The organism is Methylosinus sp., from assembly GCF_036560965.1.
Taxonomy (GTDB): Bacteria; Pseudomonadota; Alphaproteobacteria; order Rhizobiales; family Beijerinckiaceae; genus Methylosinus.
In genome coordinates this window covers 1-23508 of the sequence record NZ_DATBQF010000079.1, presented here as the reverse complement: position 1 = coordinate 23508, position 23508 = coordinate 1, and the positions used below count along the sequence as shown (strand labels likewise).

Genomic DNA, 23508 nt, shown 5'->3' with positions numbered 1-23508 from the left:
GATAAGAGCCCCGCCTCCGTGAGGAGGCGGGGCTCTCTTGTTTTGTGCTCCTTCCCCGCTGTTGCGCTGGCGCCACAGGCGATGGGCGAAAGCCGCCGTTGGGCGGCGAGGTCGAGCGAAGTTGTTGACGTCCCCTACGAAATCTACGTAGTCTATAGATATTATACGTAAGCGCGCCATGGGGGAGCGCTACGTAGACCGTCGCCGTGGCGCACGAGAGCCGTGCGCGACGGGACATGGGGAAACATTGGTGATGTCGAGAGCGAGTGGAGCAAAAAGAGCATCGCGTGCGAATTTGTTGCGCAGTGTCGGTTTCGCCGCATTGGCGGCGGCCGGCGTTCTGGCCTTCGAAGTGGTTTCGGTCGGCCGGGCCGCGGCGCAATCGGCGCCCGCGCCGTCCGCGAGTCCCGACACGGCGGTCGCCCAGGCCGGCGCCGTCCCGGTGAGCGCCGATGTCGACGACGTCACCGTGACGGCGCGCCTGCGCGAGGAGAAAGCCCAGGACGTGCCGCTGCCGGTCAGCGTCGTCGGCAGAAAGACCGCCGAGCGCGAGCATATCGAGCGTCTGGGCGATTTCGCGCAGAAAGTGCCGAATTTCGTTCCCTATGTCACCAATCCGCGCACCTCCGCCATGGCGATCCGCGGCATTTCGGGCATTTCCGGCGGCGCCGACGGCTCGGAATCGGCGGTCGGCCTCATCGTCGACAACGTGTTCTACACGCATGTCGGCTTCCAATGGGCGGATTTCGTCGATCTGCAGAGCCTCGAGGTCGCGCGCGGCCCGCAGGGCACGTTGCTCGGCAAGAACACGACGGTCGGCGCCGTCGTCATTCACACACAGCTGCCGTCCTTCACGCCGGAGGCGAGCTTCGAGACCTCCTTCGCCAATCGCGGCCGCATCATCGAGAAGACGAATATCAGCGGGCCGATCATCGACGATAAGCTCGCCTATCGCGTCACCTTCTTCCTGGACAAGGGCGATGGCGCGATCAATGACGCGCTCACCGGCGCCGATATCCTCAACAATAATCGCTGGGGCGTGCGCGGCCAGCTCTATTATGTCGGCGATAATTTCACCGACCGTCTGATCTTCGATCGCCTGCGTTCGGACGAATATAATAATTATAGCGGCGTCATCGGCAACAGCTTCCCCCTGTGGGCGAATGGCGCGGCCACCACGAGCTATGCGCAAAATCTCGCATCGCGTGTGCACTATCCGATGCTCGTCAATAGCCCGTATTCGCCGGTCATGTCGCGGCTCGGCAATCTCGATCAGCGCACGACGGGCGTCTCCAACGAGATCAATGTGCAGATCGGCGAGAATACGCTGACGGGGATCTCCGCCTGGCGCGAGTTCATCCTGCATCCGCGCAATTCGCTCGGCAATAATTTCACGCAGATCAGCGGCAACGCCTATGACGTGAAGGTCGATCAATATTCGCAGGAGGTTCGCCTCGCTTCGCCCAAGGATCAGACGCTCGAATGGCAGGTCGGCGTCTATGCGCTGCATGAGGCGGTGTCGTCCTATCAGCACACGGACTATGGCTATCAGGCGTCGCAATGGCTGCTCAATAATTTCAACGCCGATCCGGGGCTGCTCAACGGAACTTCCGAGCATACGGACGGCAAGGCGCGCACCTTCAGCCTCGCGGAATTCGGCCAGGCGACTTGGCATATCGACGAGCAATGGGCGCTGACTGCCGGTCTGCGCGACACATTCGAGATCAGAGGCGGCTCGGATTTCGGCTGGTCGAGCGGCGTCTACACGAGCGCGCAAGCGGCGGCGATGCAGACCGCTTATGGCGCGACCTTCTTCGACACCGGCGGACAGAAGGCGACGCGCAACTCGCTTTCGGGCCTCATTAATCCGTCCTACAAATATAGCGAGAATGTTCTCGTCTATGGTTCCGCCGCGCGTGGCGAGAAGTCCGGCGCCATCAATACCGGCGCGCTGCCGATCTCCGACAGCAAGGGCAATTTCAAGGAGTGGCAGCCGGTCGTCACCAAGCCGGAGGTGTCGTGGGACTATGAGCTCGGCGTCAAGACCAATTGGCTGGACAATAGGCTCACGCTGAACGGCAATCTCTATTGGAACGACATCTACGACTTCCAATCGATATTGGTGAACACCAGCATCCTCGACGTCACCGGAATTCCGCTGCGCAAGACCTATCTCGGCAATATCGGCCATGTGCGTCTGCGCGGCTTCGAATTCGACGCACGCTATAGTCCGGTCGAGCGCTTGTGGATCACCTTTTCCGGCGCTCTGACAGAGGCCCGCTACATCAACTATAAGAACGCCGCGCCGGCTCCGGATTGGACATGGCCGACATCCGCCAACGTCAATGGCGTGGCGGCGCCGCTCTCCGTCGATCTCTCCGGGCAGCGCATCACCGGCGGCGTCTCCGGAAACAGTCCCGTCGCGCCTTATTCGTTCAATATCGGCGCAAACTACGAATATCCGCTCGGCCGCATCTTCGAGGGGCTGGGCGGCGTGGCGGATGTTCCCGTGACAGCCTTCGCCTATGGAAACCTCGCCTGGAAATACAAGACGCAGCTCTCACAGCCGGGCTCGCTCTATTCGGTGTTCCAGCCATCCTACTCGATCGTCAATTTCGGCATCGGCCTGCGAACCGACGACGAGCGCTACAGCCTGCATTTCTGGGCGAAGAATCTCTTCAACGAGCGATATGTCGTCGCGCAGACCATCGGCACGAGCACGGCGGCGCGGACGGTGACCTTCGGCGACAATGCTTTCCGCGCTTACGGGGCGACTTTGAAAGTGAAGCTCTACTGACGCGCAGCAGTCTCGAGGAGCTGGACATGGAACGAGAAGCATCGGCTCGATGACGGCGTGCTTTCGACGTCGCGGGCGTCAGTGGGTCGGCGCGACGCCGCTCCACTCGGCGCCGAGCATGGCCAGCACCGAAAGGAGCAGCAGAGCGCCGGCGAGGCGGGAGAGGCCCCGGTTCGCCGCCGGCTCCGGCGTCCATCGTCGCGCGCCATAGCTCGCCGCGCAGCCGAGCGCGGAATAGAGGGTCAGGCACAGAAAGCTCGTGGTCCAGCCATAGATCAGCGCATGGCGCCAGAACGGCCCGTCGGCGGCGGCGAAGAACTGCGGCAGAATGGCGAAATAGAACAGCAGCCCCTTGGGATTGAGCAGGCTGGTGGCGACGCCGGCCGAGAAGGCGGCCCAATCCGAGCGCCCGGGACGCCGGCTCAGCGCGTCGAAGCCGCCGTCCGAGCGGATGAGGCGCAGGGCGAGCCAGGACAGATAGGCGACGCCGATATATTTGACGGCGACGAAAAGCGCCGGAAAAGCCTCGAAGACGAGCTGAAACCCCGCCGCCACCAGCAGCGTGAGCAGCGCATAGCCGGCCGCTATGCCGGCCGCCGAGAAACAGCCCGCCCGCCCGCCGGACGTCAGCGAGCGGCCGAGCACATAGAGCATGTCCGGCCCCGGAACGGCGATCAGGCTGACCACCGTCGCCACGAACACCAGATAACGCCCGCTCACCTCGACGCGCTCCCCTCCGACCCGCTTCCCCTTCGACCTCCCGCATGAGCCACGCTCGCGCCGCTCGCGTCAAGGCGTCGGCAGGCTTTCCAGAGGGCCCCGGCGGTTGACAAATTTTCCCAAGGGCCGTTTGTGGACAACAGCGGCAGGCTGCGCCACTGATCTCGTGGCGGCGGCGGCAAGCGCGCAATTTGTCGCAGCGACGCGAAGGCCGCTTGCGGTCTCACGCCAAACTGCTCAAAACAGGCGCGCCCTTCGCGGATAGATTTGTTTCTATTCGCGTTGCCGAGCCGAGAGGCAGGGGCCAGGGTCGAACTCGCGAGAGAGGTTCCAGAAAGTGAGCAATGCGACTAAGGCGGAGCCGAGCCGCCGGGATATCTTGTTCCTCGCCACCGGGGCGGCGGCGGGCGTCGCCGCGGGCGCCGCCGTATGGCCATTGATCGCGCAGATGAATCCGGATGCTTCGACGCTGGCGCTGGCCTCGACGGAGCTCGACATCGCCGCCATTCCCGAGGGGCAGATCGTCACGGTCAAATGGCGCGGCAAGCCGGTCTTCGTGCGGCACCGAACCAAACAGGAGATCGAGGCCGCGCAGAATGTCCCGCTCGCCGAGCTGCCCGATCCGCAGGCCGATTCGGCCCGCGTGAAGAAGCCCGAATGGCTCGTCGTCGTCGGCGTCTGCACGCATCTCGGCTGCATTCCCACCGGCCATGAGGGCGAGTTCCACGGCTGGTTCTGCCCCTGCCACGGCTCCACCTACGACACCTCCGGCCGCATCCGCAGCGGCCCGGCTCCGAGCAATCTCGAAGTGCCCGATTACGCCTTCCTGAGCGACACCAAGATCAAGATCGGCTGATCGCGGCCCCGTCGCCGTCCCAACCTCCGAGACGATATCCATGACCGGACATTCGACTTACACGCCGAAGAGCGGCTTCGCGCGCTGGCTCGAGCGGCGCCTGCCGATCCTCGGGTTCATCCACGAATCCTTCGTCGCCTATCCCGTCCCGAAGAATCTCAACTATCTTTGGACCTTCGGCGCGATCCTCTCCTTCATGCTGGTCGCGCAGATCGTGACCGGCATCGTTCTGGCGATGCACTACACGCCGGAGACGACGCTCGCCTTCGATTCGATCGAGCACATCATGCGCGATGTGAATTGGGGCTGGGCGCTGCGCTATGCGCACGCCAATGGCGCCTCCATGTTCTTCCTCGCCGTCTATATCCACATCTTTCGCGGCATGTATTACGGCTCCTACAAGGAGCCGCGCGAGGTGCTGTGGATATTGGGCGTCGTCATCTTCATGCTGATGATGGCGACCGGCTTCCTGGGCTATGTGCTGCCCTGGGGCCAGATGTCCTTCTGGGCGGCGACGGTGATCACCAATCTCTTCACCGCCATTCCCTATGTGGGCAATTCCATCACCACCTGGCTGCTCGGCGGCTATTCGGTCGACAATGCGACGCTGAACCGCTTCTTCGCGCTGCATTATCTGCTGCCCTTCGTCATCGTGGCCATCGTCGGCCTGCATGTGTGGGCGCTGCATGTGACCGGGCAGAACAATCCGACCGGCGTCGAGGTGAAGGATGTGAAGAAGGAGACCGTGCCCTTCACGCCCTATGCGACGTTGAAGGACGCCGTCGGCCTCGTCATCTTCGTGGCGCTCTTCGCCTGGCTCACCTTCTTCGTGCCCAACTATACCGGGCATCCGGACAATTATATCGAGGCCAATCCGCTGGTGACGCCGCCGCATATCGTGCCGGAGTGGTATTTCCTGCCCTTCTACGCGATCCTGCGCGCCATCCCCAACAAGCTCGTCGGCGTCATCGCGCTGTTCGCGTCGATCTTCATCGTCGCAGCGCTGCCCTGGCTCGACACGTCCAAAGTGCGCTCGGGCGTCTATCGTCCGGCCTTCAAGAAGTTCTTCTGGGTCTTCGTCTTCGTGTCGGTCGGCCTCGGCTATCTCGGCGCGCAGCCGGCGGAGGGCGTCTATCTCATCGTCGCCCGCATATTGATGGCCTATTACTTCCTGCACTTCCTCGTCGTGCTGCCGCTGCTCGGCAAATATGAGAAGACCTTGCCGGAGCCGCGGTCGATCGCCGCCTCGCTCGGCCAGGCGGCCACGGAGGAGAAGCCCCATGCGTGACGCGCCCTGGAGAGCATCGATCATGAAACCGGTCGTCGACTCTTGGAAATCGATCGTTCTGGCGGCGGCGCTGGCCGGCGCCGCGGGAACGGCTCCGGCGCTGGCGGAGGAGGGCGGCGCGCATGCGCAGCCCAAGCCGCCGCGGCAGGAATGGAGCTTCGCCGGCGCCTTCGGCCATTACGACAATGCGCAGCTGCATCGCGGCTACAAGGTCTATAAGGAAGTCTGCTCGAGCTGCCACTCGATCTCGCGTCTCGCCTTCCGCAATTTCTCCGAGAAGGGCGGGCCGGAGCTGCCGGAGGCGGAGGCCAAGGCGCTGGCCGAGAGCTATAAGATCAAGGATGGTCCCAACGACGCCGGCGATTATTACGAGCGTCCCGGCCGGCTCAGCGACCGCGTCCCGCCGCCTTTCCCCAATGAGCAGGCGGCGCGGGCGGCGCTCAACGGCGCCTATCCGCCGGATATGTCGGTTCTCGCCAAGGCGCGCGGCTATTCGCGCGGCTTCCCTTTATTCCTGCTGGATGCGCTGCCGGGCTTCTCCTATCAGGAGCATGGCGTCGACTATATCGTCGCCTTGCTCAACGGCTACGCGGACGCGCCGACTGGCGTCGAGCTGGCGCCCGGCCAGTATTACAACCTCTACATGCCCGGCCGCCGCACCGGCATGCCGCCGCCGCTCTCCGACGGCGCCGTGACCTATGACGACGGAACGCCGCAGACGGTCGCCCAATATTCCAAGGATGTGAGCGCCTTTCTGATGTGGGCCGCCGAGCCCCATCTCGAGGAGCGCAAGTCGATCGGCTTGAAGGTGGTCGGCTTTCTGATCGTGCTGTCCTTCCTGGTGTATTTTACCAAGCGCAAGATCTGGTCGAACATCCAGCACTGACGCGACACGGCGACGCGATCCCATGCGATCGCGTCGTCGCTCACCCCTGCAGAAACGCCCGCACGCCATCGGCCACGAATTGCACGGCCAGCGCGGCGAGCAGCACGCCGAGCAGCCGCGTCAGCACGACATTGGCCGCCGTGCCGAAAAATTGCGCCACCTCGCCCGCGATCAGGCAGAAAACCAGACAAATCACCATGATCGCGGCGATGACCGCGATCAGGCTCGCGATCAGCGTCACGCTGCCATGCGCGTCGCTGGCCAGCAGCACGGTCGCGGTGATGGCGCCGGGGCCGGCCATCAGCGGAATCGCCAGCGGATAGGCGGCGATGTTGTGGACATGCTCGGCGAGGGCCTTTTCGGCCGCTTTGGAGTCGCGTTGAATGCGCACGCCGAACACCATTTCCGAGGCGATGGAGAATAAGAGAAATCCGCCGGCGATGCGGAACGCCGGAATGGAAATGCCCATGGCCCCGAGCAGGCGCTGGCCGATCAGCGCGGAGCCTGCGAGAATGGCGAGCGCATAGACGCTGGCGCGCAAGGCGATGGCGCGTTTCGTCGCCGCCTCGAGCCCGGATGTCGCGGCGACGAAGACCGGAGCGAGGCCGAGCGGCTCCACGACGACCAGCAGAGTCACGAAGGCCGAGACGAGATAGTCGAGATCCATCCCGGCCTCCGGGTGGGGAACGCATCCGGCAGATAGCGCGCGGCGCCGTGAACGCCAGCGGCGCCGGGAGGGCTCGGTTCGCGAAGGGCGACCTCCTCTTCGAGAGAAAGGGCGGCAAAATGCGGCCAGCGACATGGGTCCGAAGGCTCGCTCTATTGGCGCGGTTCGTTCTCGCTGTCGTCGCGGGTCTGGTTACGGGCGCGACCGTGACCGGCGTCGTTGCGCTGGCCGTTCTCAGGCTGATGGCGGGGCCTTGTCACTCTGTCATCGAGGTGCTGACTTATGCTTTGCCTGTGCTCGTTCCTCTGTCGACGATATTCGGCGCAGTCGTTGGAACAGGTGTCGCCTTGGCGGTGATCCTGACGGCGAAGTCTCCGTGCGGGCGCTCGGGTCCGGATTGACCTCGGCTTAGCTCGGCTGTGCGCCGCTTTGCTTTGCCTGCCCGCGCGCCTATAGGTTGGCGCCAGTTTCCGCTTCCGTCGGCGCGGCGATTCGCTCAGCGCCTGCGTTCAAGGACCCGTCCATGCGCGTTCTCGGCATTGAAACCACCTGTGACGAGACGGCGGTCGCCGTCGTATCCTCGCGCATCGGCGGCGATGGCGGCGACATTCTCTCCAATGAGGTGATGAGCCAGATCGCCCAGCATGCGGCCTATGGCGGCGTGGTGCCGGAGATCGCGGCGCGCGCTCATATCGACGTGCTCGAGCGGCTCATCGTGCGTGCGCTCGACACGGCGGGGACCGATCTCTCCGGCGTCGACGCCATCGCGGCCTCCGCCGGGCCGGGGCTCATCGGCGGCATACTGGTCGGGCTCACGGCGGCCAAGGCGTTGGCGCTCGCGGCCGACAAGCCCTTCATCGCCGTCAACCACCTCGAGGCTCACGCGCTCACCGGCCGCCTCACCGAGCGGCTCGATTTTCCCTATCTCGCTCTGCTGATCTCGGGCGGCCACACGCAGCTGGTCGCCGTGCTGGGCGTCGGCGACTATCGCCGGCTCGGCTCGACAGTGGACGACGCGGCCGGCGAGGCCTTCGACAAGGTCGCGAAAATGCTGGGCCTGCCCTATCCCGGCGGCCCGCACATAGAGCGGCTCGCCGAGGAGGGCGACCCCGGGCGCTTCGATTTTCCGCGTCCCATGTTCGGTCGCGAGGGCGCGGATTTCTCGCTCTCCGGCCTCAAGACGGCGGTGCGCCAGGAGATCGCGCGGCTCGAGGTCGCGCGACAGGACGGCGCGTCGCAAGAGACCGCGCGATCCGGGCCGACCGAGCGCGACGTCGCCGATCTCGCCGCGTCCTTCCAGGCGGCCATCGTCGATGTGCTCGTCGACCGCACGCGTTCCGGCCTGCGCATCTTCACCCAGAGCGGCGGCCGTCCCAATGGCCTCGTCATCGGCGGCGGCGTCGGCGCCAATGGCGCGATCCGCCGCGCGCTCACCCGCCTTTGCGCCGAGACCGGCCTGCGCTTCGTCTCGCCGCCGCCGGGCCTTTGCTCCGACAATGGCGCGATCGTGGCCTGGGCCGGGCTCGAGCGTTTCGCGCGCGGCATGACGGATGATCTCACCTTCGCCGCGCGCCCGCGCTGGCCGCTCGACGCCAACGCCGGACCGCTCCACCACGGCAAGGCGTGAGCTCGCGATGCGGTCGGCGGGGCAGTTGAGATGAAGCGGCTGTTGCTGGCCGCGGCGGCGACCTTCTCGGTCCCGCCGCCGCCCGGCGGCCTGCTGTCGCAGGAGCCGATGGCCGTCGGCGTGCGCGTCTTCTACGGGCCGCGCGCCGGCTTCGAGGATCTCGATCTGCGGCTCATCGGCGGCGCGAGAAAATCCATCGACATGGCCGCCTATGTCCTGACCGATCGCGCCGTGATCTCGGCGCTCGGCGCCGCGGCCATGCGCGGCGTGCGCGTGCGCGTCTATCTCGACGGCGAGGAGCGCGGCGGCCTCAGCCCCGCCATCGAGGCCGTCGCCGCGGCGCGAAATATGGAAATAAAGCGCAAGAGCCGCTCGCGCGATCTCATGCATCTGAAATCCTATCAGGTGGATGGGCGGGCGCTGCGCAGCGGCTCGGCCAATTTTTCCGTCTCGGGCGCCGAATTCCAGGACAATGACCTCATATTGATCGAAAGCCCGGCCGCGGTCGCGCAATTCGAGGAGACCTTCGAGCGGCTGTGGGCGCGCTCGGACAATCAGAAGATCGGGATGAGATGAGCAGCGAGGAGAAGATCGCCGTGCTCGGCGCCGGCGCATGGGGCACGGCGCTCGCCAATGTCGCGGCGAGCGGGCGCTCCGGCGTCGCGCTCTGGGGGCATGATCCCGAGCATGTCGCCGCTCTGGCGCGCGACCGCGAGAACCGCGCCTATCTCCCCGGCCTGCCGCTCGCCGAAGGCGTCGCGCCCTGCGCCGATCCTGCGGCGCTCGCCGGCGCGAGCGTCGTGCTCGGAGTCGTCCCCGCCCAGGCGATGCGCGAGGTCGCGCGGCGCTTCCGCCCGATCCTTTCGCCGGGAACGGCGTTCATCATCTGCTCCAAGGGCATAGAGCGCGGCACGCGGCGCTTCATGAGCGAGGTGGCGGCGCAGGAATTGCCGCAGGCGAAGATCGCCATTCTCTCGGGTCCGAGCTTCGCCGCCGACGTCTGCCGCGGCCTTCCCACGGCGGTGACGCTCGCCGCCCGCGACGAGGCGCTGGCCAAGGGCCTTTGCGAATTGCTGTCGACGCGCGCTTTCCGTCTCTATCGCTCGACCGATGTGCTCGGCGTCGAGATCGGCGGCGCGGCGAAGAATGTGCTGGCCATCGCCAGCGGCATGGCGGCGGGCAGGGCGCTCGGCGCGAGCGCCCAGGCGGCGTTGATCGCCCGCGGCTTCGCCGAATTGACGCGGCTCGGCCGCGCCTATGGCGTCAATCAGGAGACGCTGATGGGCCTGTCGGGCCTCGGCGATCTGGTGCTCACCTGCGGCTCGGCGCAATCGCGCAATTTCGCTTTCGGCGCGGCGCTGGCGAGCGGCGAGGCGCCGATCTCCGCGACCCACGGCAAGCTCGCCGAGGGCGCCTTCACCGCCGCGGCGCTGGTGGCCATGGCCAAGGAGCGCAATGTCGAAATGCCGATCGCCGAGGCGGTCGACGCGATTTTGTCGGGCGCGATCGGTGTGGATCAGGCGATAGAGGCGCTGCTGATGCGGCCGCTGAAGGCGGAGGCTTGAGCTTTCGTTGACGGCTTCGTGCGATCGTCTCGCTGATGCAATGCGAGCCTGAAGCCGCGTCCCCTCCCCAATCCTCCCCCGCTTTGCGGGAGAGCGAGCAGATTTCGCGCGTCATCGACGTTTCGCGTCACGTCGCCGCTCCCCGCTCCCACGCGGGGGAGGGCGGGGGCGTGGGCCTCATGGTCCGCGGATCGAATAGCTATTTCCGCGCCCTCATCGCCCTCACGCTCCTCGGCGTCGCCTTGCGCCTCCACGCCGCGCAGGGCGATCTCTGGCTCGACGAAATCTGGACGCTCCACCTGCTGGAGCGGGCGCATTCCATCGCCGATGTGTTCATCGGCCTGCATCACGACAATAATCACGTCGCCAATTCCGCCTGGCTCCTTCTGCTCGGACCCGATGCGCCGGTTCCGCTCATGCGGCTCGCGGCGGTGGTTTTCGGCTCGCTGGCCATTCCCGCCGCCGCGGCCGCGAGCCGCCGCTATTGCGACGCCGCCGGGCTCCTCGCCGCTTTCGTCTTCGCCGCCTCCTATTTCTTCGTCCATTACGGCTCGGAGGCGCGCGGCTACGCCGGCATGTTTCTCGCCGTCCTGCTGGCCTATGGGGTCGTGGAGTCCATTCTGGTCGAGGGAGCCTCCCGTCGGCGTCTGCTGGCGCTCGCCGCGACGATCGGCTTCGGGACCTTCTGCCATCTCACAATGGTCGAGGCGACGGCGGCGCTGGTTCTGACCTCGGTCGTGCGCGCCCGTCGGCGGGGCCTCGGCGGGGCTGTCGTCATCGCCATCGTCGCCGGGCTCGCGAGCCTTCCGGCGCTGGGCTGTTTCGTCTATGGCGCTCTCGCCCCGGATTTTCAGGTCGGGGCCATGGTTCCGCTGAGCCCCGAGATTTTCGCCGAGGGCGTCGCCGGAATGGCGCGGGCGACGCTCGGCTTCCCGCGCGGCGTCGATGATTTCGCCATTGTCGCAATGGCGGCGCTGCTCGCTCTGGGCCTGCTGGCGGTTCTGCCGGCCGAGCGCCGGGTGTTTCCGGCGATCGCGGTTTTCGGCCTGCCGCTGCTGCATGTCGCCGCGGCGCTGCCGAGCCAGCAATATCCGCGCTTTCACTCGACCGCGGCGATAGGCCTGGCGCTGCTCGCCGCCGAAGGCTGCGCCGCCCTCCACCGCGCGGGAGCGTGGCGGCGCCTCGCGGCGATCGTCCTGCTGTCCGGCTTTGCGGCCGGCGATGCGCTGCAGCTCGCCGATTTCTACCGCTACGGCCGCGGCCATTACGAGGATGCGGTCAGGATCATGGCCGAGCGGCCAGCGGCGCGCTACGCCGTCGATTTCGCGCGCGGCGAGACCAAGGCCGTCGTCGCCTATTATGCGCGCAAGCTGGGCGTCGTCGCGACGCCGGTCGCCCCGGCGGAGTGGTGCGCCTCGCCGCCGGCCTTTCTGCTGGTCGTCGATCTTCCGGATTCGAATGCGGACCATGCGGAACGGCGCTCGGCCGGCCCGCAGGATTGCCGCGCCGCCTTCCTGCGCCGTGGGTTTTTCCCGGCGTCGGGCCTCTCGGGTTTCGCCTGGACGCTCTATGAGCGCGCGGACGGCCTCACAGGGTCGGCGCGATGACGCGCACGCGCTTCTTGACGCCGTCGGCGCCGACGATCTCCCGCGTCGTCGTCTCATGGACCTCGACCGGCCGTTTCTCCGGCTGAGCCGTCTCCGGCGCGGGGGCGGGGAGGTTGGGCGACACGGCGCCCCGCATGGCGCGCGCGCCGATCGGCCGCGACAGCTCCTCCGCTTTTTCCGCCGAGACGACGAGATCGCCGCGGTTCCGCTCGGCGAGCAGCCGCTCGGCCTCGGCGAGCGTCTCGGCCCAGCTGCGTCCGGGCGGGCGGCAGGAGCAGGTCGGATCGTAGCTCTTGGTGAATTTCAGCGCATTGGGATGGTCGGCATAGGCCTCGCCATCCGTCGACAATGCGGTCTCGATATCGCGTGAGGGCGAGCGCGTGTAGAGCGCCACCTCGACATTCGGGCATTGCGCCCGGCACAGATCCGCCAGCTCGGCGAGATTGGCGCGCCGCGCCGAATAGCTGATGGGGAAGAAGCCGCCGTCGCAGGCCCGCACGCAGACCGCCATCGATCCGCCGCGCGCGACCGGCGCGCCATCTTCGTCCACATCGCGTTCTTGCGGCGTCGCCGGGAGCTCGCGGGCCGGCGTCGGCTCCTCCTCCTGCGAGCCGAACAGCTCCTCGAAAATATTGCGCTGGCGGGCGACGATGCGCGTCGGCTGCTGCTGTTGCCGGCATTGCTGATCGAAGCGCGCTTGCAGCGCCTGGCGCTGGCCGTCGCCCGAGCTATGCTGGAGCGAGCCGAGATTGGAGCGCATCTGCGCGATGCGGCCGTTGATCGCGCCGCATTGCGGCGGCGGCGCATTGCCGAAGAACAGGAATTGCTGGCGATCGCAGCCGATCGAATGCCCATAGGCGACGGTGCGGTCGATCTCTTTCTGCTGGGTCGCCGCGGCGGCGCGATAGCGGGCGGAGCCCGCATTATTGCCGGCGGCGGCGATCTGCGCGCGCAGATTGTCGCAATAGGCCGATTGCGCCAGGGCCGGCGCAGCGAGCAGCACGGCGGCGGCGAGGACGAGCGCGCCCGCGAGGCGCCGTGCCGGCCCCTTCCGCGAAGCTGTCTCCGGGGTGATATGTTTGGCCGACATTGGTCCTATATTGCGCGATTCGAAAGGCGAGGCGCCGGAGGCCGGCGAATCCGAAACCGTCGAGCTCGAGACCATATCGGGCATATTGTCCGTCCGATCAATCGGCTCGCGATTGTCGCGAGCTTCTTGTCGCGAACAAGGCGCATCACGACATTTGTCGAGGGAATGTCCCGGCGCTCTGGAGGAACGCACTTATGAAGCCGTCCAAATTCGTCCTGTCCGCTCTCGTCGTCACGGGGCTTCTCGCCGCAGCAGGCTCCGTTCCCGCCCGGGCCGACGGGCCGGATCTTATTTTCCGCAAGTCGACCGACTTCAAGCTGCTGACGCCCAACGACAAATTGGCGACCTATGTGCTCGACGACCCGGAGGTCGACGGCGTCGCCTGCTATTACACCGTGCATGAGAAGGGCGGCGTCGCGGGAATGTTCGGCGTGGCGGAGCAGACCTCCGACGTGTCGCTCTCCTGCCGCCAATACGGGCCGGTGAAATTCAAGGAGAAATTCGGTCAGAGCGACGAGGTGTTCAGCGAGCGCCGCTCGGCGCTGTGGAAGCGCCTGCATATCGTGCGCGGCTGCGACGCCAAGCGCAATGTGCTGGTCTATATGGCCTATTCCGACCGGCTGATCGAGGGATCGCCGGAAAACTCCACCTCGAGCGTGCCGGTCCAGCCCTGGGGCGCGGGCGACGTCGCGCAATGCGGCGAGTTCCTGAAAAAATGACGGGCCGGCGGGCCCGCGCCCGCCTGCGCTCTTTCGCTGCGAGTTCGATCGCTGCGAGATCACTCGCTGCAAGAGACGACGGCGGCCTCCGCCGTCGCGGGCCTGCGCGCCGAGGCCGGGCCGATCGCCGAGGTCACATCGTCGGCGCGGCCGAAGGCCACCGCGGGGCCGTGACCATGCGACTCGCACCAGGAATCGGCGACGATCTTCCCGCAATCTTTCTTCTGCGTGATGCATTCGACGACGCCATAGCCTTCGTGGCCGGAAATCAAATACACGTTCTTCGGCGCTTCGGCGGCGCGGGCGCCGCCCTGGGCCGCCGCGAGCAGCAATCCGCCCAGCAGCGGAATGGCGAGACGCGGCAAAACGAGACGCTGAAAGTCGGTGGAGAACATCGGGGGCACGCCTCGCGCGGGGACGCTCATTCGCCTCGCCGCGCTGGCTTTCGGTTTATCCGATCTCGGTTAAGGCGCGGTTAAGTTCGCGGCGGTTTGCGTAAGAGATGGGGCGGGCGGCGGAGGTGCGGATGGATTTTGGCTCTTGGCCCGAAACGGGCGGTCACTCCACCGGATCGTCCGATGGCTCGTGCCGAGCGGCCTTTACATATTTTTGAATGACATCAGCAAATTCTGACTTGGAAGCAAAGTCCCTGCGCTCGGCGTCCGCCAATCCGGCTGCGATCTCGGTGAGCTGCCACGCCTCGCGCTCCACAAAGTCTTCGATCGCCTGCGCCACGACGAAAGAGCAATGGCGGTCGAGCTTCCGCGCCAGCGTTTCGAGCTTGGCGGCGGTAGCGTCCGGCAGGCGGACGGTGAAGGCGGTCACGGGCTGATCTCCCAGGTTCAAATTGATTATCGAAGAACCTGCCAGGTTCCGTCAACGCATCGGCGATGTCGGGGCCGCCCGCTTGTAGCTCGCCCGCTTTTCCCTATAGTCCGCCTCGACAATTCCCACGGCGGACGAGGCTATGACGACAACACCCCTGCGCATCGGCACACGCGGCAGCCCTCTCGCTCTGGCGCAGACGTGGCAACTGCGGGCCTTGCTGGCCGCGGCGCTCGGCCTCGAGGCGGAGACGCTGCCGATCGAGGTCATCCGCACCACGGGGGACATGATCCAGGATCGGCCGCTCTCGGAATCGGGCGGCAAGGGGCTGTTCACCAAGGAGCTGGACGTCGCCCTCATCGAGGGGCGCATCGATCTCGCCGTGCATTCCTCCAAGGATTTGCCGACGCATTTGCCGCCTCAGATCGCCATCGCCGGCTATCTCCCGCGCGAGGATGTGCGCGACGCCTGGATCGGCCGCAATGGCGCGACGCTGGACGCGCTGCCGAAGGGCGCGGTGGTGGGCACGGCCTCGCTGCGGCGCGGCGCGCAGGTGAAGCGGCTGCGGCCGGATGTCTCCATCGTGCTGCTGCGCGGCAATGTCGAGACCAGGCTGCGCAAGGTGGAGAGCGGCGAGGTGGACGGCACGCTGCTGGCGCTCGCCGGGCTGAAGCGGCTCGGCCTCGAGCGCCACGCCACCGCCATTCTGCCGATAGAGGATTTTCTTCCTGCCGCCGGACAGGGCGCCATCGCCGTCACCAAGCGCGCCGGCAACGCGCGCGTCCGCGAGGCGCTGGCCGCCATTCTCGATCCTTCGACCGCCGCCGCGCTCGCGGCCGAGCGGGCCTTTCTCACCGTGCTGGACGGCTCTTGCCGCACGCCCATCGCCGCTTATGCGCGGCTCGATGGCGAGGCGATCGCGTTCCATGGCATGGCGCTGCGCGCCGATGGCTCGCAGGTCTATGAGGCGCATCGGCGCGGTCCCGCCATGGACGCCGCGCTGATCGGCGACGATGCGGCCAATGAAATATTGCTGCGGCTGCCGAATGGGGTCGCGGGCCTCTCATGAGGCGCGTTCTCGTCACGCGGGCGAGAGAAGACGCCGAGCGCACGGCGGAAGAGCTGCGGCGGCGCGGATTTGCGCCGCTGATCGCCCCGGTTCTCGAGATCGTCGCGACCGGCGCCGCGACGCCGGCCGAAACTGTCGACGCGGTTCTGGCGACCAGCGCCCGCGCGATCCGATATGCGGGCGAGGGGCTGACGGCTCTGCGCGCGCCCTTCTTCGTCGTGGGCGCCCAGACCGCGCAGGCGCTCGCGGCGCGCGGCGTGCAGGCGCAGGCGAGCGCGCCCGATGTGGCGGCGCTGACGGCGCTGTTGCAATCCCGCTTCGCCGCGCCGTCGCGCTTCCTCTATCTCGCCGGCCACGATCGCAAGGACGATCTCGAATCCTTCCTGCGCGCGCGGGGCCATGCGGCGACCATCGTCGAGACCTATGAGGCGCGCGCGGCGCAGGCGCTCGGCGACGAGGCCGCCGCCGCGCTCGCCGCCGACGAGATCGACGCCGTGCTGCATTTTTCGGCGCGCAGCGCGTCGATCTTCCTCGCGCTGGCCGAAGGGTCGACAGGCGCGCGGGTCGTGCATTGCGCGCTGTCGGAGGAGGTCGCGGGCGTGCTGCGCGCGGCGGGCTGCGCCGATATTCGCGTGGCGGCCGCGCCGGATCAGGCGAGCCTGCTGGCCGCGCTCGAGGCCGTAGCGCGATAAGCGCCGCGCTCGCGCCGGCGGGACGAAAATTGCATACGTCGTCGGCGCCCCCTAAAGTGTTTCCGTGTTTCGTTGAAACACGGAAGCACCTCAGGCTATTGTATCGACGCGTTTCCAACGCCGAACCGGCATCCACTTCGGCTGGAAACGCTTTGAGCTGCATCCTTACGCCTGTCGCGCTCGCGCCATCGCGCGGTGTCGAGCGGCCCTGCTTCTCCGAGGATGAAATGACGAAAACGTCGATCTCGAGACGACGATTTTTTGCTTTTCTCGTTCCGGCTCTCGCCATTGGCGCGGCCGCGCTTTCGCCGGCGCTGGCGGAGCGCCTGCCGCTCTCCGGCAATCTCGTCGATCTGCGCAGCGCGCAGGGTCGCGAATGGTTCCTCGAGGCGGAGGCGCGCGAGGCCTATTGGCCGCTCTCGTCGGAATTCGTCACGCAGAAGAACGGCTCCTTTTGCGGCGTCGCCACTCTGACCATGCTGCTCAACGCGCTCGAGATACCCGCGCCCGCCGATGGGCAGGGGAGCTTCTCGCAGGACAATCTGTTCAGCGAGAAGACCGAGGCGGTGGTGAAGCAGGAGAGCATATTGCGTCGGGGCATGACGCTCGACGAGTTCGGCGGCCTCGTCGCGAGCTTCGGCCTCGAGGCGAAGGTCACGCATGCGGCGCAGAGCTCGCTGGACGAATTTCGCGCCAGCGCGGCGGAGCAGCTGTCGGGCAAGCGACGCCATGTCGTCGTCAATTATCAGCGCGCCGCGCTGGGGCAGGCGCGCAGCGGACATATCTCGCCGCTCGCCGCCTATGACGCCAAGACGGATCGCTTCCTGCTTCTCGACGTCGCGCGCTACAAATATCCGCCGGTCTGGATCTCGGCTGCGGAACTGTTCGATGCGATGAATACGGTCGACGCCGGCAATGAAGGCCGCAGCCGCGGTTATGTTCTCATCGGTCCGCCGGCGGGAATAGGCAGCGGGCGATAGGCCGGCGGCCACTGTGCATTGCCCATCACACGAGTCCTCGATGCGATTGCTTCTCTCCTTTTTTCTCTCGCTTCTCGCTCTCGCCGCCGCCGCCGAGCCGGTCGCGACGGGGCGGCGCGGCATGGTGGTGAGCGAGCATCGTCTCGCCAGCGACATCGGACTCGACATATTGAAAGCCGGCGGCAACGCCGTCGACGCCGCGGTCGCTGTCGGCTATGCGCTCGCCGTCGCGCATCCTTGCTGCGGCAATCTCGGCGGCGGCGGATTTCTGCTGCTGCATCTGCCGGGGCAGGGCGAGCGCTTCCTCGATTTTCGCGAGACGGCGCCTTTGGCCGCCACCGCCGATATGTTCCTCGACGCAAAGGGCGTCGTCGACACGGAGGCGAGCCGCATCGGCTATCGCGCGGTGGCGGTTCCGGGAACCGTGCTCGGCCTCGAGACGGCGCAGGCGAAATACGGCCGCCTCCCGCGTGAAAAAATCATCGCGCCGGCCATCGCGCTCGCCGAGCGGGGCTTTGTTCTGGAGGAGGCGGATATTCGCGTCCTGCACGCCGCGACGCGATTGAAGGACAGTCCCGCCGCGGCGAAAATCTTCTCGCGCGCGGATGGATCGCCGTTGCAGCCGGGCGATCGGCTGATCCAGAGGGATCTCGCGCGTCTCCTGCGCGAGATCGCGGCGCAGGGGCCGCGCGCCTTCTATGAAGGGCGCATTCCGCAGGCGATCGAGCGCGCCGCGCAGGCCGAGAAGGGCGTGATCGCGGCGCATGATTTCGCGCTCTATGAGGTGATGGAGCGCGCGCCGGTCCATTGCGTCTATCGCGGCTATGATTTCTACTCCTCCGCGCCGCCGAGCTCGGGCGGCGTGGCGCTGTGCGAAATATTGAATATTTTGGAAGGCTATGATCTCGCCGCTCTCGGCTTTCACACGCCGCAATCCTCGCATCTTCTCGTCGAGGCGGAGCGTCGCGCCTTCTTCGATCGCAACAACTCGCTGGGCGATCCGGATTTCGTGAGCAATCCGGTCGCGCGTCTCACATCGTCAGCCTATGCGGCCGCGCTGCGAAACAGCATCGTCGCCGATCGCGCGACGCGCTCCGCCGATCTGTCGCCCGGCGCCGCGCCGCGCGAGCGGCTGGAGACGACGCATTATTCCATCGTCGATGGCGAGGGCGGCGCGGTCTCCGTCACCACTACGCTCAATGGCTATTTCGGCGCGCAAGTCATGGCGCCGGAAACGGGCGTGCTGCTCAATGACGAGATGGATGATTTTTCCGCCGCGCCCGGCGCCGCCAATGGCTTCGGCCTGGTGCAGGGAAGCGCCAACGCCATCGCGCCCGGCAAGCGGCCGCTGTCCTCCATGTCGCCGACCATTGTGATGAAGGATGGAAAGCCCGTCCTCGTGCTCGGCAGCCCCAATGGGCCGCGCATTATCTCGGTGGTGCTGCAGACGGCGCTCAATGTCATCGATCATCATATGTCCTTGGCGCAGGCGGTGGCGGCGCCGCGCATTCATCACCAATGGCTGCCGGATGTCGTGCTGGCCGAGCCCGGCGCGTTCTCGCCCGACACGCGGCGGCGGCTCGAGGCGATGGGGCATGAGATCGAGGATCACGCGCCCTTCGGCGCGTCGGAGGCGATCGCGATCAGCGACGGCTTGATGACGGGCGTCAATGATCCGCGGTCGGCGGCGGGAGCGGCGCGCGGCTATTGAGCCGGCGCGCGACGGAGGCGGCGAGGATGCAGATCGACTGGACGAATTTTACGCCCTGGAGCGCGGCGGCGGGCGGCGTGGCGATCGGCCTCGCGGCGGGCCTGATGATCTTGCTGCTCGGGCGCATAGCGGGCGTCAGCGGCATTGTCGCCGGGCTGCTGCCGCCCGCGAGAGGCGATGTCTCCTGGCGCGTCGCTTTCGTCCTCGGCCTCTTCGCCTCGGCGGCGCTTCTGCGGCTCGCCGGCGCGGCGCGGACGCCGGTCCTCGACATAGGCTATGGCGCGACCATCCTCGCCGGACTGCTCGTCGGCTATGGCGCGCGGCTCGGCGGCGGCTGCACCAGCGGGCATGGCGTCTGCGGCCTGTCGCGCTTGTCGCCGCGCGCGCTCGTCGCGACCGCGGCCTTCATGGCGAGCGGCGTTCTCACCGTTTTCGTTCTCCGTCACATGCTGGGTTGATCCATGTCGAAATCGACCATCGCCGCTTTCGCCATCGGCCTGCTGTTCGGCCTCGGCCTCTGCATCTCCGGCATGATTCTGCCGAGCAAGGTGAAAGGCTTTCTCGACGTGGCCGGTCCCTGGGACCCGTCGCTCGGCTTGGTCATGGGCGGCGCCGTCGGCGTCGGGCTGATCGCCTTTCGCGTCGCGCGCGGCCGCTCGCGCGCGTTGCTCGGCGATGAGATGCGCCTGCCGACGAATCAGCGCATCGACGCGCCGCTCGTCATCGGCGCGACGATCTTCGGAATTGGCTGGGGGCTCGGCGGCGTCTGCCCGGGCCCGGCGATCGTCGATCTCGCGTTTCTCGATCCGCAGATGATCGTCTTCGTGCTCGCGATGAGCGCCGGAATGGCGCTCGAGAAAGGCGCGCGCAAGCTTATCGGCGGCGCGCGCTGACGCTCAGTCGCCGCGCGCCAATATTTCTTCGATGCGCGCATCGAGACGGGCGGCGAAGGCTTCGGTCGAAAAACGCGTCTCGGCGATCATGCGCGCCGCTGCGACCTTGGCCGCTCGCGTTTCGCGATCGTGAAAGACCGCCTGCATCGCCTCGACGCTTCGCGCGAAATCCGGCTCCGCCCAGAGCTGGTCGCTGCGCGTGCGCGGATATTCGCCCGGGCCGACCGGAATGAGCCGATAGGGGACGAGAAAGGCCGTGTGATCGTCGCAAAATTCCATATTGCCGGAATAGGCGGTGGCGATCACCGGCGTCTCCAATGTCATCGCCTCCAGCATATGATAGCCGAAGCCCTCGGCGCGATGCGGCGAGACATAGCAATCCGCGCCTTCGATCAGCGCCGCCTGCTCCTCATCGTCGAGAATGCGGTCGACGAGCACGATCCGCTCGCATTCGGCGACGACATTGCGAATCGAGCGCCACACTTCCATCTCGCGCGGCGCCCGCACGCGATCGACGCTATGCGTCTTGATGACGAGCTTGACCTTCGCATCATGGGGAAAGGCGGCGAGAAAGGCGCGCATCGTCCCGAGCGGATTTTTTCGATAGACGCCGGAGAGCGCGTCGCAGGAGGCGAGAAAGACGAAATCATCGGCGCCCGCGATATCGTCATAGACGAGCGCGCGCGCCGCCGCGCGTCCGCGCTTGCGCACGAAACGCGCCGACGTGCCCACCGTATGGGTCGGCCTGTGGCCGGCGAGCGCCCGGGTCGTGAAGGCCGAGGCGGACCAGAGCTCGTCGACCAGCGTCAGGCCGAGCATCTGCGCCGGATGCGGCGTCGGCATTTCGAGATAGGGAAAGCCGACGAGCCGGCTGTCCGACCAGATATCCGGCAGATAGGCGATCGCGCTCGGCAGCTCTTCGAGATTGAGATGCAGGATATTGATCCTGGCGCGGCCGGGCGTCGTCGGGAGAGGCTCGGCGTCGGCGCGAATCCGATTGGGATAATCCAGAGTGAAGTCGCAGAGCCGCACCGAATGATCGAGACGCGCGAGCGCCGCGGCGAGCGCGCGGCAGCTGTCCGCTATGCCGAGCTGCCGGCTGAAGGGCCCGATCAGCTGAATGTCGACGGTCTCGCCGTCGGGCGCGGGAGACGCGGCAGAATGCGCGCGATGTCCCGACGGCGTGCGCGTGCGAAACCGCTTCGCGTCATAATCATAGCCGAGCGCGTCGATCGACGCGCGCCAGCGCGATGCGTCGACGGCGTCGGCGCCGAGTAGCCGGCGCGACTCGTCGTCGAAGGGCGTGACGCCATCCTGCGGCGACAGGAAAGTGTCGAGCCAATCCGGCGGAATGTAGCGCAGATAATGCGGCGCCCGCGCGGCGAAGAGCAGCACGGCGAGATAGGCCGATCGCCGATCGCCTTCGGTCGCGACACGCGCGCCGCGGAGGATCGGATGCGCGTCGAGAAAGCAGGTCATGAAGGTCGAGAGCGGGAAGCGAATGTCCGGCGCGTCGCAGGCGCGCAGCAGTTCCGCATGAGCGTCGGCGATGAGGCAGTCCTCGACATCGAAGGCCGCGGCGCCGAAGGCCGCCCAGCGAAAAATCGCCGTGAGCCGCTCGGCCTCGGTCGCATTCTCCGGCGGCGCTCGCGTGAAGAGACGCATCGCGCGGCTCGGCGCGAGGCGATCGTCGAGAGTGGGCCCGTCATCGAGAAATTCTATGTCGCGCGCGGAGAGCGGTATGCGCAAGGGCCGCCGCGCGCGTCCGTAGAATTCGACATAATGCGCGAGGAAGGCTTCGCGATCGGCGGTTGAAATGGTCGCGTCGAATGTGTCGGCGAGATCCCATTTGTAGCGATTTTGGTCGAGATAGGCGCACAGAGCCTCGCCGAGAATGGGCGGCGGGGCGGGGACGGGCGTCGGCGCGAACAGAAGCTCCCTCGTGTGCGACGCGCTCGGCGCACGCGACGCCGAAGCCGCCTCGCTGTCGCCGTCGCGCGAGGCGAAAGCCGCGCCGAATGTCGCACGAAGATAATCGTCTCGGCCGAGGCGCCGCGCGAGCAGCGCGCGCCGCTCGGCCGACGTCAGCTCGAACGGCGTCTCCGCGATGGCGTAGACGCGGATCCTGGTGGCGTCGCCGCGCGAGAAGGCCGAGGGAATCTTGACGTCGAAGCCGTGGCGGCCGTCGCCCATGCCATTGGCCGCGAGATCGGCTCTCGGCAGATCCGCCGATCGCTGGCAGACGAAAACATCATCCGCGAATATATCGACCAGCACGCGTCGGCCCGGATGCGCGGGACAATAGGCCCAGCCATGGACGACGTCGTCGTGAAAACCGTCCAGGCGCCCGACAATGTCGAGATCGCCCGTCGCGAGGCCCAGCGAGAGGCGAAGCAGCTTGAGCGCATGGCGCTTGGCGACGCCCATGCTCGTCACTCGACGCCGATGCGCAAAATGAAATCGAGCGTCTCGCCGGGGCCGGCATGCGCGATTCCGGGCTTTTCGTCGAGCTCGCCGGCGAAGCCGACCGGCGAATCATAGCCGCGCCAAGGCTCGATGCACAGGAAGTCCGCGCCCGGCTTGGACCAGAGGCCGAGATGCTGGAATCCCTCCCACGCGATTTCCAGCGATCGCCCGCTTCCGCAGGAATAGACGAGGCTCCGGCTCGTCAATGCGTCGAAGATGATCGCGTCATCGGCGAAGAGCTCTTCTCGCAGCGACAGCGTTCGCCCCTCGACGGGGGAGTCCTTCATGCGACCGAGAAGTCCGCCGACGAGCCTGCGGATGGGCGCCGGCTCATGGCGCTCGAAATGCAGTCGACTCTGCTCCTTGGCGGCCTCGCCGAGCGGCCAGCGAAAGGCCGGATGCGCGCCGATCGAGAAATACATGTCGTCGGCGCCGAGATTGGTCACGCCATGGCGAATGTCGAGACGCCGGCCCGACAGAGTGAATTCGACGGTGAGCAGAAAGTCGAAGGGAAAAACCGCGCGCGTCGCGGCGTCCGAGCGCAGCGTGAAGCGCGCCGAATGCGGCGCCGCCTCGACGATCTCGAACAGGCGGTCGCGCGCGAAGCCGTGCTTCGGCATCGCATAGCTCTCGCCGCGATAGGCGTAGCGGTCGTTCGCCAGCCGGCCGACGATCGGAAACAGCAGCGGACTATGCTTGGGCCAGATCGGCTCGCCGGCCCAGAGATAATCGACGCCGTCGCTGTCGCGCAGCGATTGCAGCTCCGCGCCTTTCGGCGAAATGAAAGCGGTGAGGCTGTCGGACGACAGCGTCACGCCTTCTCGCTCATCGGATTTCGATTCGGCCATAGCGTCAATTCTCGCGTCGTTCGCGAGAGGATGCTCGCGCGCCCTCAGGCTTTCGCCTCTTGCTTCAGCCGCTCGAGATCGGCGTCGAGCATCTCGTGGATGAGCTGCTCGAGCGAGGTCTCGGGAGCCCAGCCCAGCGCCTTGCGCGCCTTGGACGAATCGCCGAGCAGAATATCCACTTCCGCCGGGCGATAGAAATTCG

General features: G+C 66.7%; 23 protein-coding genes. 15 read left to right on the top strand and 8 right to left on the bottom strand.

Annotation, left to right across the window (positions count from 1 at the left end; translation table 11 throughout):
* The first annotated feature begins 295 nt into the window (after window positions 1-295).
* On the top strand, window positions 296-2797 hold the full coding sequence (locus VIF40_RS20040; RefSeq protein WP_331939286.1) for a TonB-dependent receptor: 2502 nt from the start codon (window positions 296-298) through the stop codon (window positions 2795-2797).
* A gap of 78 nt (window positions 2798-2875) precedes the next feature.
* Here the strand turns inward: VIF40_RS20040 and VIF40_RS20035 are convergent, their stop codons facing one another.
* On the bottom strand, window positions 2876-3517 hold the full coding sequence (locus VIF40_RS20035) for a LysE family translocator (RefSeq protein ID WP_331939285.1): 642 nt from the start codon (window positions 3515-3517) through the stop codon (window positions 2876-2878).
* A gap of 337 nt (window positions 3518-3854) precedes the next feature.
* Between VIF40_RS20035 and petA the strand changes: the two genes are divergently transcribed.
* From petA to VIF40_RS20020, 3 genes are read left to right on the top strand one after another with little or no spacing between them, the layout of a single operon-like run.
* Window positions 3855-4373, top strand: coding sequence for a ubiquinol-cytochrome c reductase iron-sulfur subunit (gene petA / locus VIF40_RS20030; protein ID WP_331939284.1), 519 nt, complete (start codon window positions 3855-3857; stop codon window positions 4371-4373).
* Between the two features lie 40 nt (window positions 4374-4413).
* A complete protein-coding gene (locus VIF40_RS20025) occupies window positions 4414-5661 on the top strand; it encodes a cytochrome b (RefSeq protein ID WP_331939283.1) in 1248 nt (415 codons plus the stop codon).
* Window positions 5662-5683: 22 nt separating this feature from the next.
* Complete coding sequence (locus VIF40_RS20020; RefSeq protein ID WP_331939282.1) at window positions 5684-6547, top strand: cytochrome c1; 864 nt, start codon at window positions 5684-5686, stop codon at window positions 6545-6547.
* A 40-nt stretch (window positions 6548-6587) separates the two neighbouring features.
* Here VIF40_RS20020 and VIF40_RS20015 read toward each other — a convergent pair whose 3' ends face one another.
* Window positions 6588-7214 (bottom strand): MarC family protein, encoded by a 627-nt coding sequence (locus VIF40_RS20015; protein WP_331939281.1) that lies wholly within the window; start codon window positions 7212-7214, stop codon window positions 6588-6590.
* 523 nt (window positions 7215-7737) lie between these two features.
* On the opposite strand from VIF40_RS20015, the gene tsaD reads away from it, so the two are divergent.
* The 4 genes from tsaD to VIF40_RS19995 all read left to right on the top strand — a co-directional run bounded on the left by tsaD (window position 7738) and on the right by VIF40_RS19995 (window position 12013).
* Entirely contained in the window at window positions 7738-8841 is a 1104-nt protein-coding gene (gene tsaD, locus VIF40_RS20010) for a tRNA (adenosine(37)-N6)-threonylcarbamoyltransferase complex transferase subunit TsaD (protein ID WP_331939280.1), read from the top strand.
* 30 nt (window positions 8842-8871) lie between these two features.
* Window positions 8872-9417, top strand: a complete 546-nt coding sequence (locus tag VIF40_RS20005) for a phospholipase D-like domain-containing protein (RefSeq protein WP_331939279.1) — start codon at window positions 8872-8874, stop codon at window positions 9415-9417.
* A complete protein-coding gene (locus VIF40_RS20000; RefSeq protein WP_331939278.1) occupies window positions 9414-10406 on the top strand; it encodes an NAD(P)H-dependent glycerol-3-phosphate dehydrogenase in 993 nt (330 codons plus the stop codon). The genes VIF40_RS20005 and VIF40_RS20000 overlap by 4 nt, the downstream gene beginning before the upstream one ends.
* A 179-nt stretch (window positions 10407-10585) precedes the next feature.
* Window positions 10586-12013: a hypothetical protein gene (locus tag VIF40_RS19995; protein WP_331939277.1), complete on the top strand. Its 1428-nt coding sequence runs from the start codon at window positions 10586-10588 to the stop codon at window positions 12011-12013.
* Here VIF40_RS19995 and VIF40_RS19990 read toward each other — a convergent pair.
* Entirely contained in the window at window positions 11994-13103 is a 1110-nt protein-coding gene (locus VIF40_RS19990; RefSeq protein ID WP_331939276.1) for a DUF2865 domain-containing protein, read from the bottom strand. The two genes, VIF40_RS19995 and VIF40_RS19990, sit on opposite strands and share 20 nt — an antisense overlap.
* Before the next feature lie 194 nt (window positions 13104-13297).
* Between VIF40_RS19990 and VIF40_RS19985 the strand changes: the two genes are divergently transcribed.
* Window positions 13298-13822 carry a CreA family protein gene (locus VIF40_RS19985; protein ID WP_331939275.1) on the top strand — a complete coding sequence of 175 codons (525 nt, stop codon included), beginning with the start codon at window positions 13298-13300 and terminating at the stop codon, window positions 13820-13822.
* A gap of 59 nt (window positions 13823-13881) precedes the next feature.
* Here the strand turns inward: VIF40_RS19985 and VIF40_RS19980 are convergent, their stop codons facing one another.
* Window positions 13882-14217 carry a hypothetical protein gene (locus VIF40_RS19980; protein WP_331939274.1) on the bottom strand — a complete coding sequence of 112 codons (336 nt, stop codon included), beginning with the start codon at window positions 14215-14217 and terminating at the stop codon, window positions 13882-13884.
* 163 nt (window positions 14218-14380) lie between these two features.
* Window positions 14381-14647 carry a CopG family ribbon-helix-helix protein gene (locus VIF40_RS19975; RefSeq protein ID WP_331939273.1) on the bottom strand — a complete coding sequence of 89 codons (267 nt, stop codon included), beginning with the start codon at window positions 14645-14647 and terminating at the stop codon, window positions 14381-14383.
* Window positions 14648-14789: 142 nt separating this feature from the next.
* Between VIF40_RS19975 and hemC the strand changes: the two genes are divergently transcribed.
* The 6 genes from hemC to VIF40_RS19945 all read left to right on the top strand — a co-directional run bounded on the left by hemC (window position 14790) and on the right by VIF40_RS19945 (window position 19992).
* Complete coding sequence (hemC, locus tag VIF40_RS19970; RefSeq protein WP_331939272.1) at window positions 14790-15716, top strand: hydroxymethylbilane synthase; 927 nt, start codon at window positions 14790-14792, stop codon at window positions 15714-15716.
* Complete coding sequence (locus tag VIF40_RS19965) at window positions 15713-16408, top strand: uroporphyrinogen-III synthase (RefSeq protein ID WP_331939271.1); 696 nt, start codon at window positions 15713-15715, stop codon at window positions 16406-16408. The genes hemC and VIF40_RS19965 overlap by 4 nt, the downstream gene beginning before the upstream one ends.
* A gap of 227 nt (window positions 16409-16635) precedes the next feature.
* Window positions 16636-17388, top strand: coding sequence for a phytochelatin synthase family protein (locus VIF40_RS19960; RefSeq protein ID WP_331939270.1), 753 nt, complete (start codon window positions 16636-16638; stop codon window positions 17386-17388).
* A 40-nt stretch (window positions 17389-17428) separates the two neighbouring features.
* Complete coding sequence (gene ggt, locus VIF40_RS19955) at window positions 17429-19099, top strand: gamma-glutamyltransferase (RefSeq protein ID WP_331939269.1); 1671 nt, start codon at window positions 17429-17431, stop codon at window positions 19097-19099.
* 26 nt (window positions 19100-19125) lie between these two features.
* A complete protein-coding gene (locus tag VIF40_RS19950; RefSeq protein ID WP_331939268.1) occupies window positions 19126-19557 on the top strand; it encodes a YeeE/YedE family protein in 432 nt (143 codons plus the stop codon).
* A gap of 3 nt (window positions 19558-19560) precedes the next feature.
* Window positions 19561-19992: a DUF6691 family protein gene (locus tag VIF40_RS19945; protein WP_331939267.1), complete on the top strand. Its 432-nt coding sequence runs from the start codon at window positions 19561-19563 to the stop codon at window positions 19990-19992.
* A gap of 3 nt (window positions 19993-19995) precedes the next feature.
* Here VIF40_RS19945 and VIF40_RS19940 read toward each other — a convergent pair whose 3' ends face one another.
* The 3 genes from VIF40_RS19940 to VIF40_RS19930 all read right to left on the bottom strand — a co-directional run.
* Window positions 19996-22419 (bottom strand): glycosyltransferase, encoded by a 2424-nt coding sequence (locus VIF40_RS19940; RefSeq protein WP_331939266.1) that lies wholly within the window; start codon window positions 22417-22419, stop codon window positions 19996-19998.
* A gap of 5 nt (window positions 22420-22424) precedes the next feature.
* Entirely contained in the window at window positions 22425-23306 is an 882-nt protein-coding gene (locus VIF40_RS19935; RefSeq protein WP_331939265.1) for an aldose 1-epimerase family protein, read from the bottom strand.
* 44 nt (window positions 23307-23350) lie between these two features.
* The coding region (locus VIF40_RS19930) for a GDP-mannose 4,6-dehydratase (RefSeq protein ID WP_331939316.1) at window positions 23351-23508 on the bottom strand (158 nt) is incomplete at its 5' end.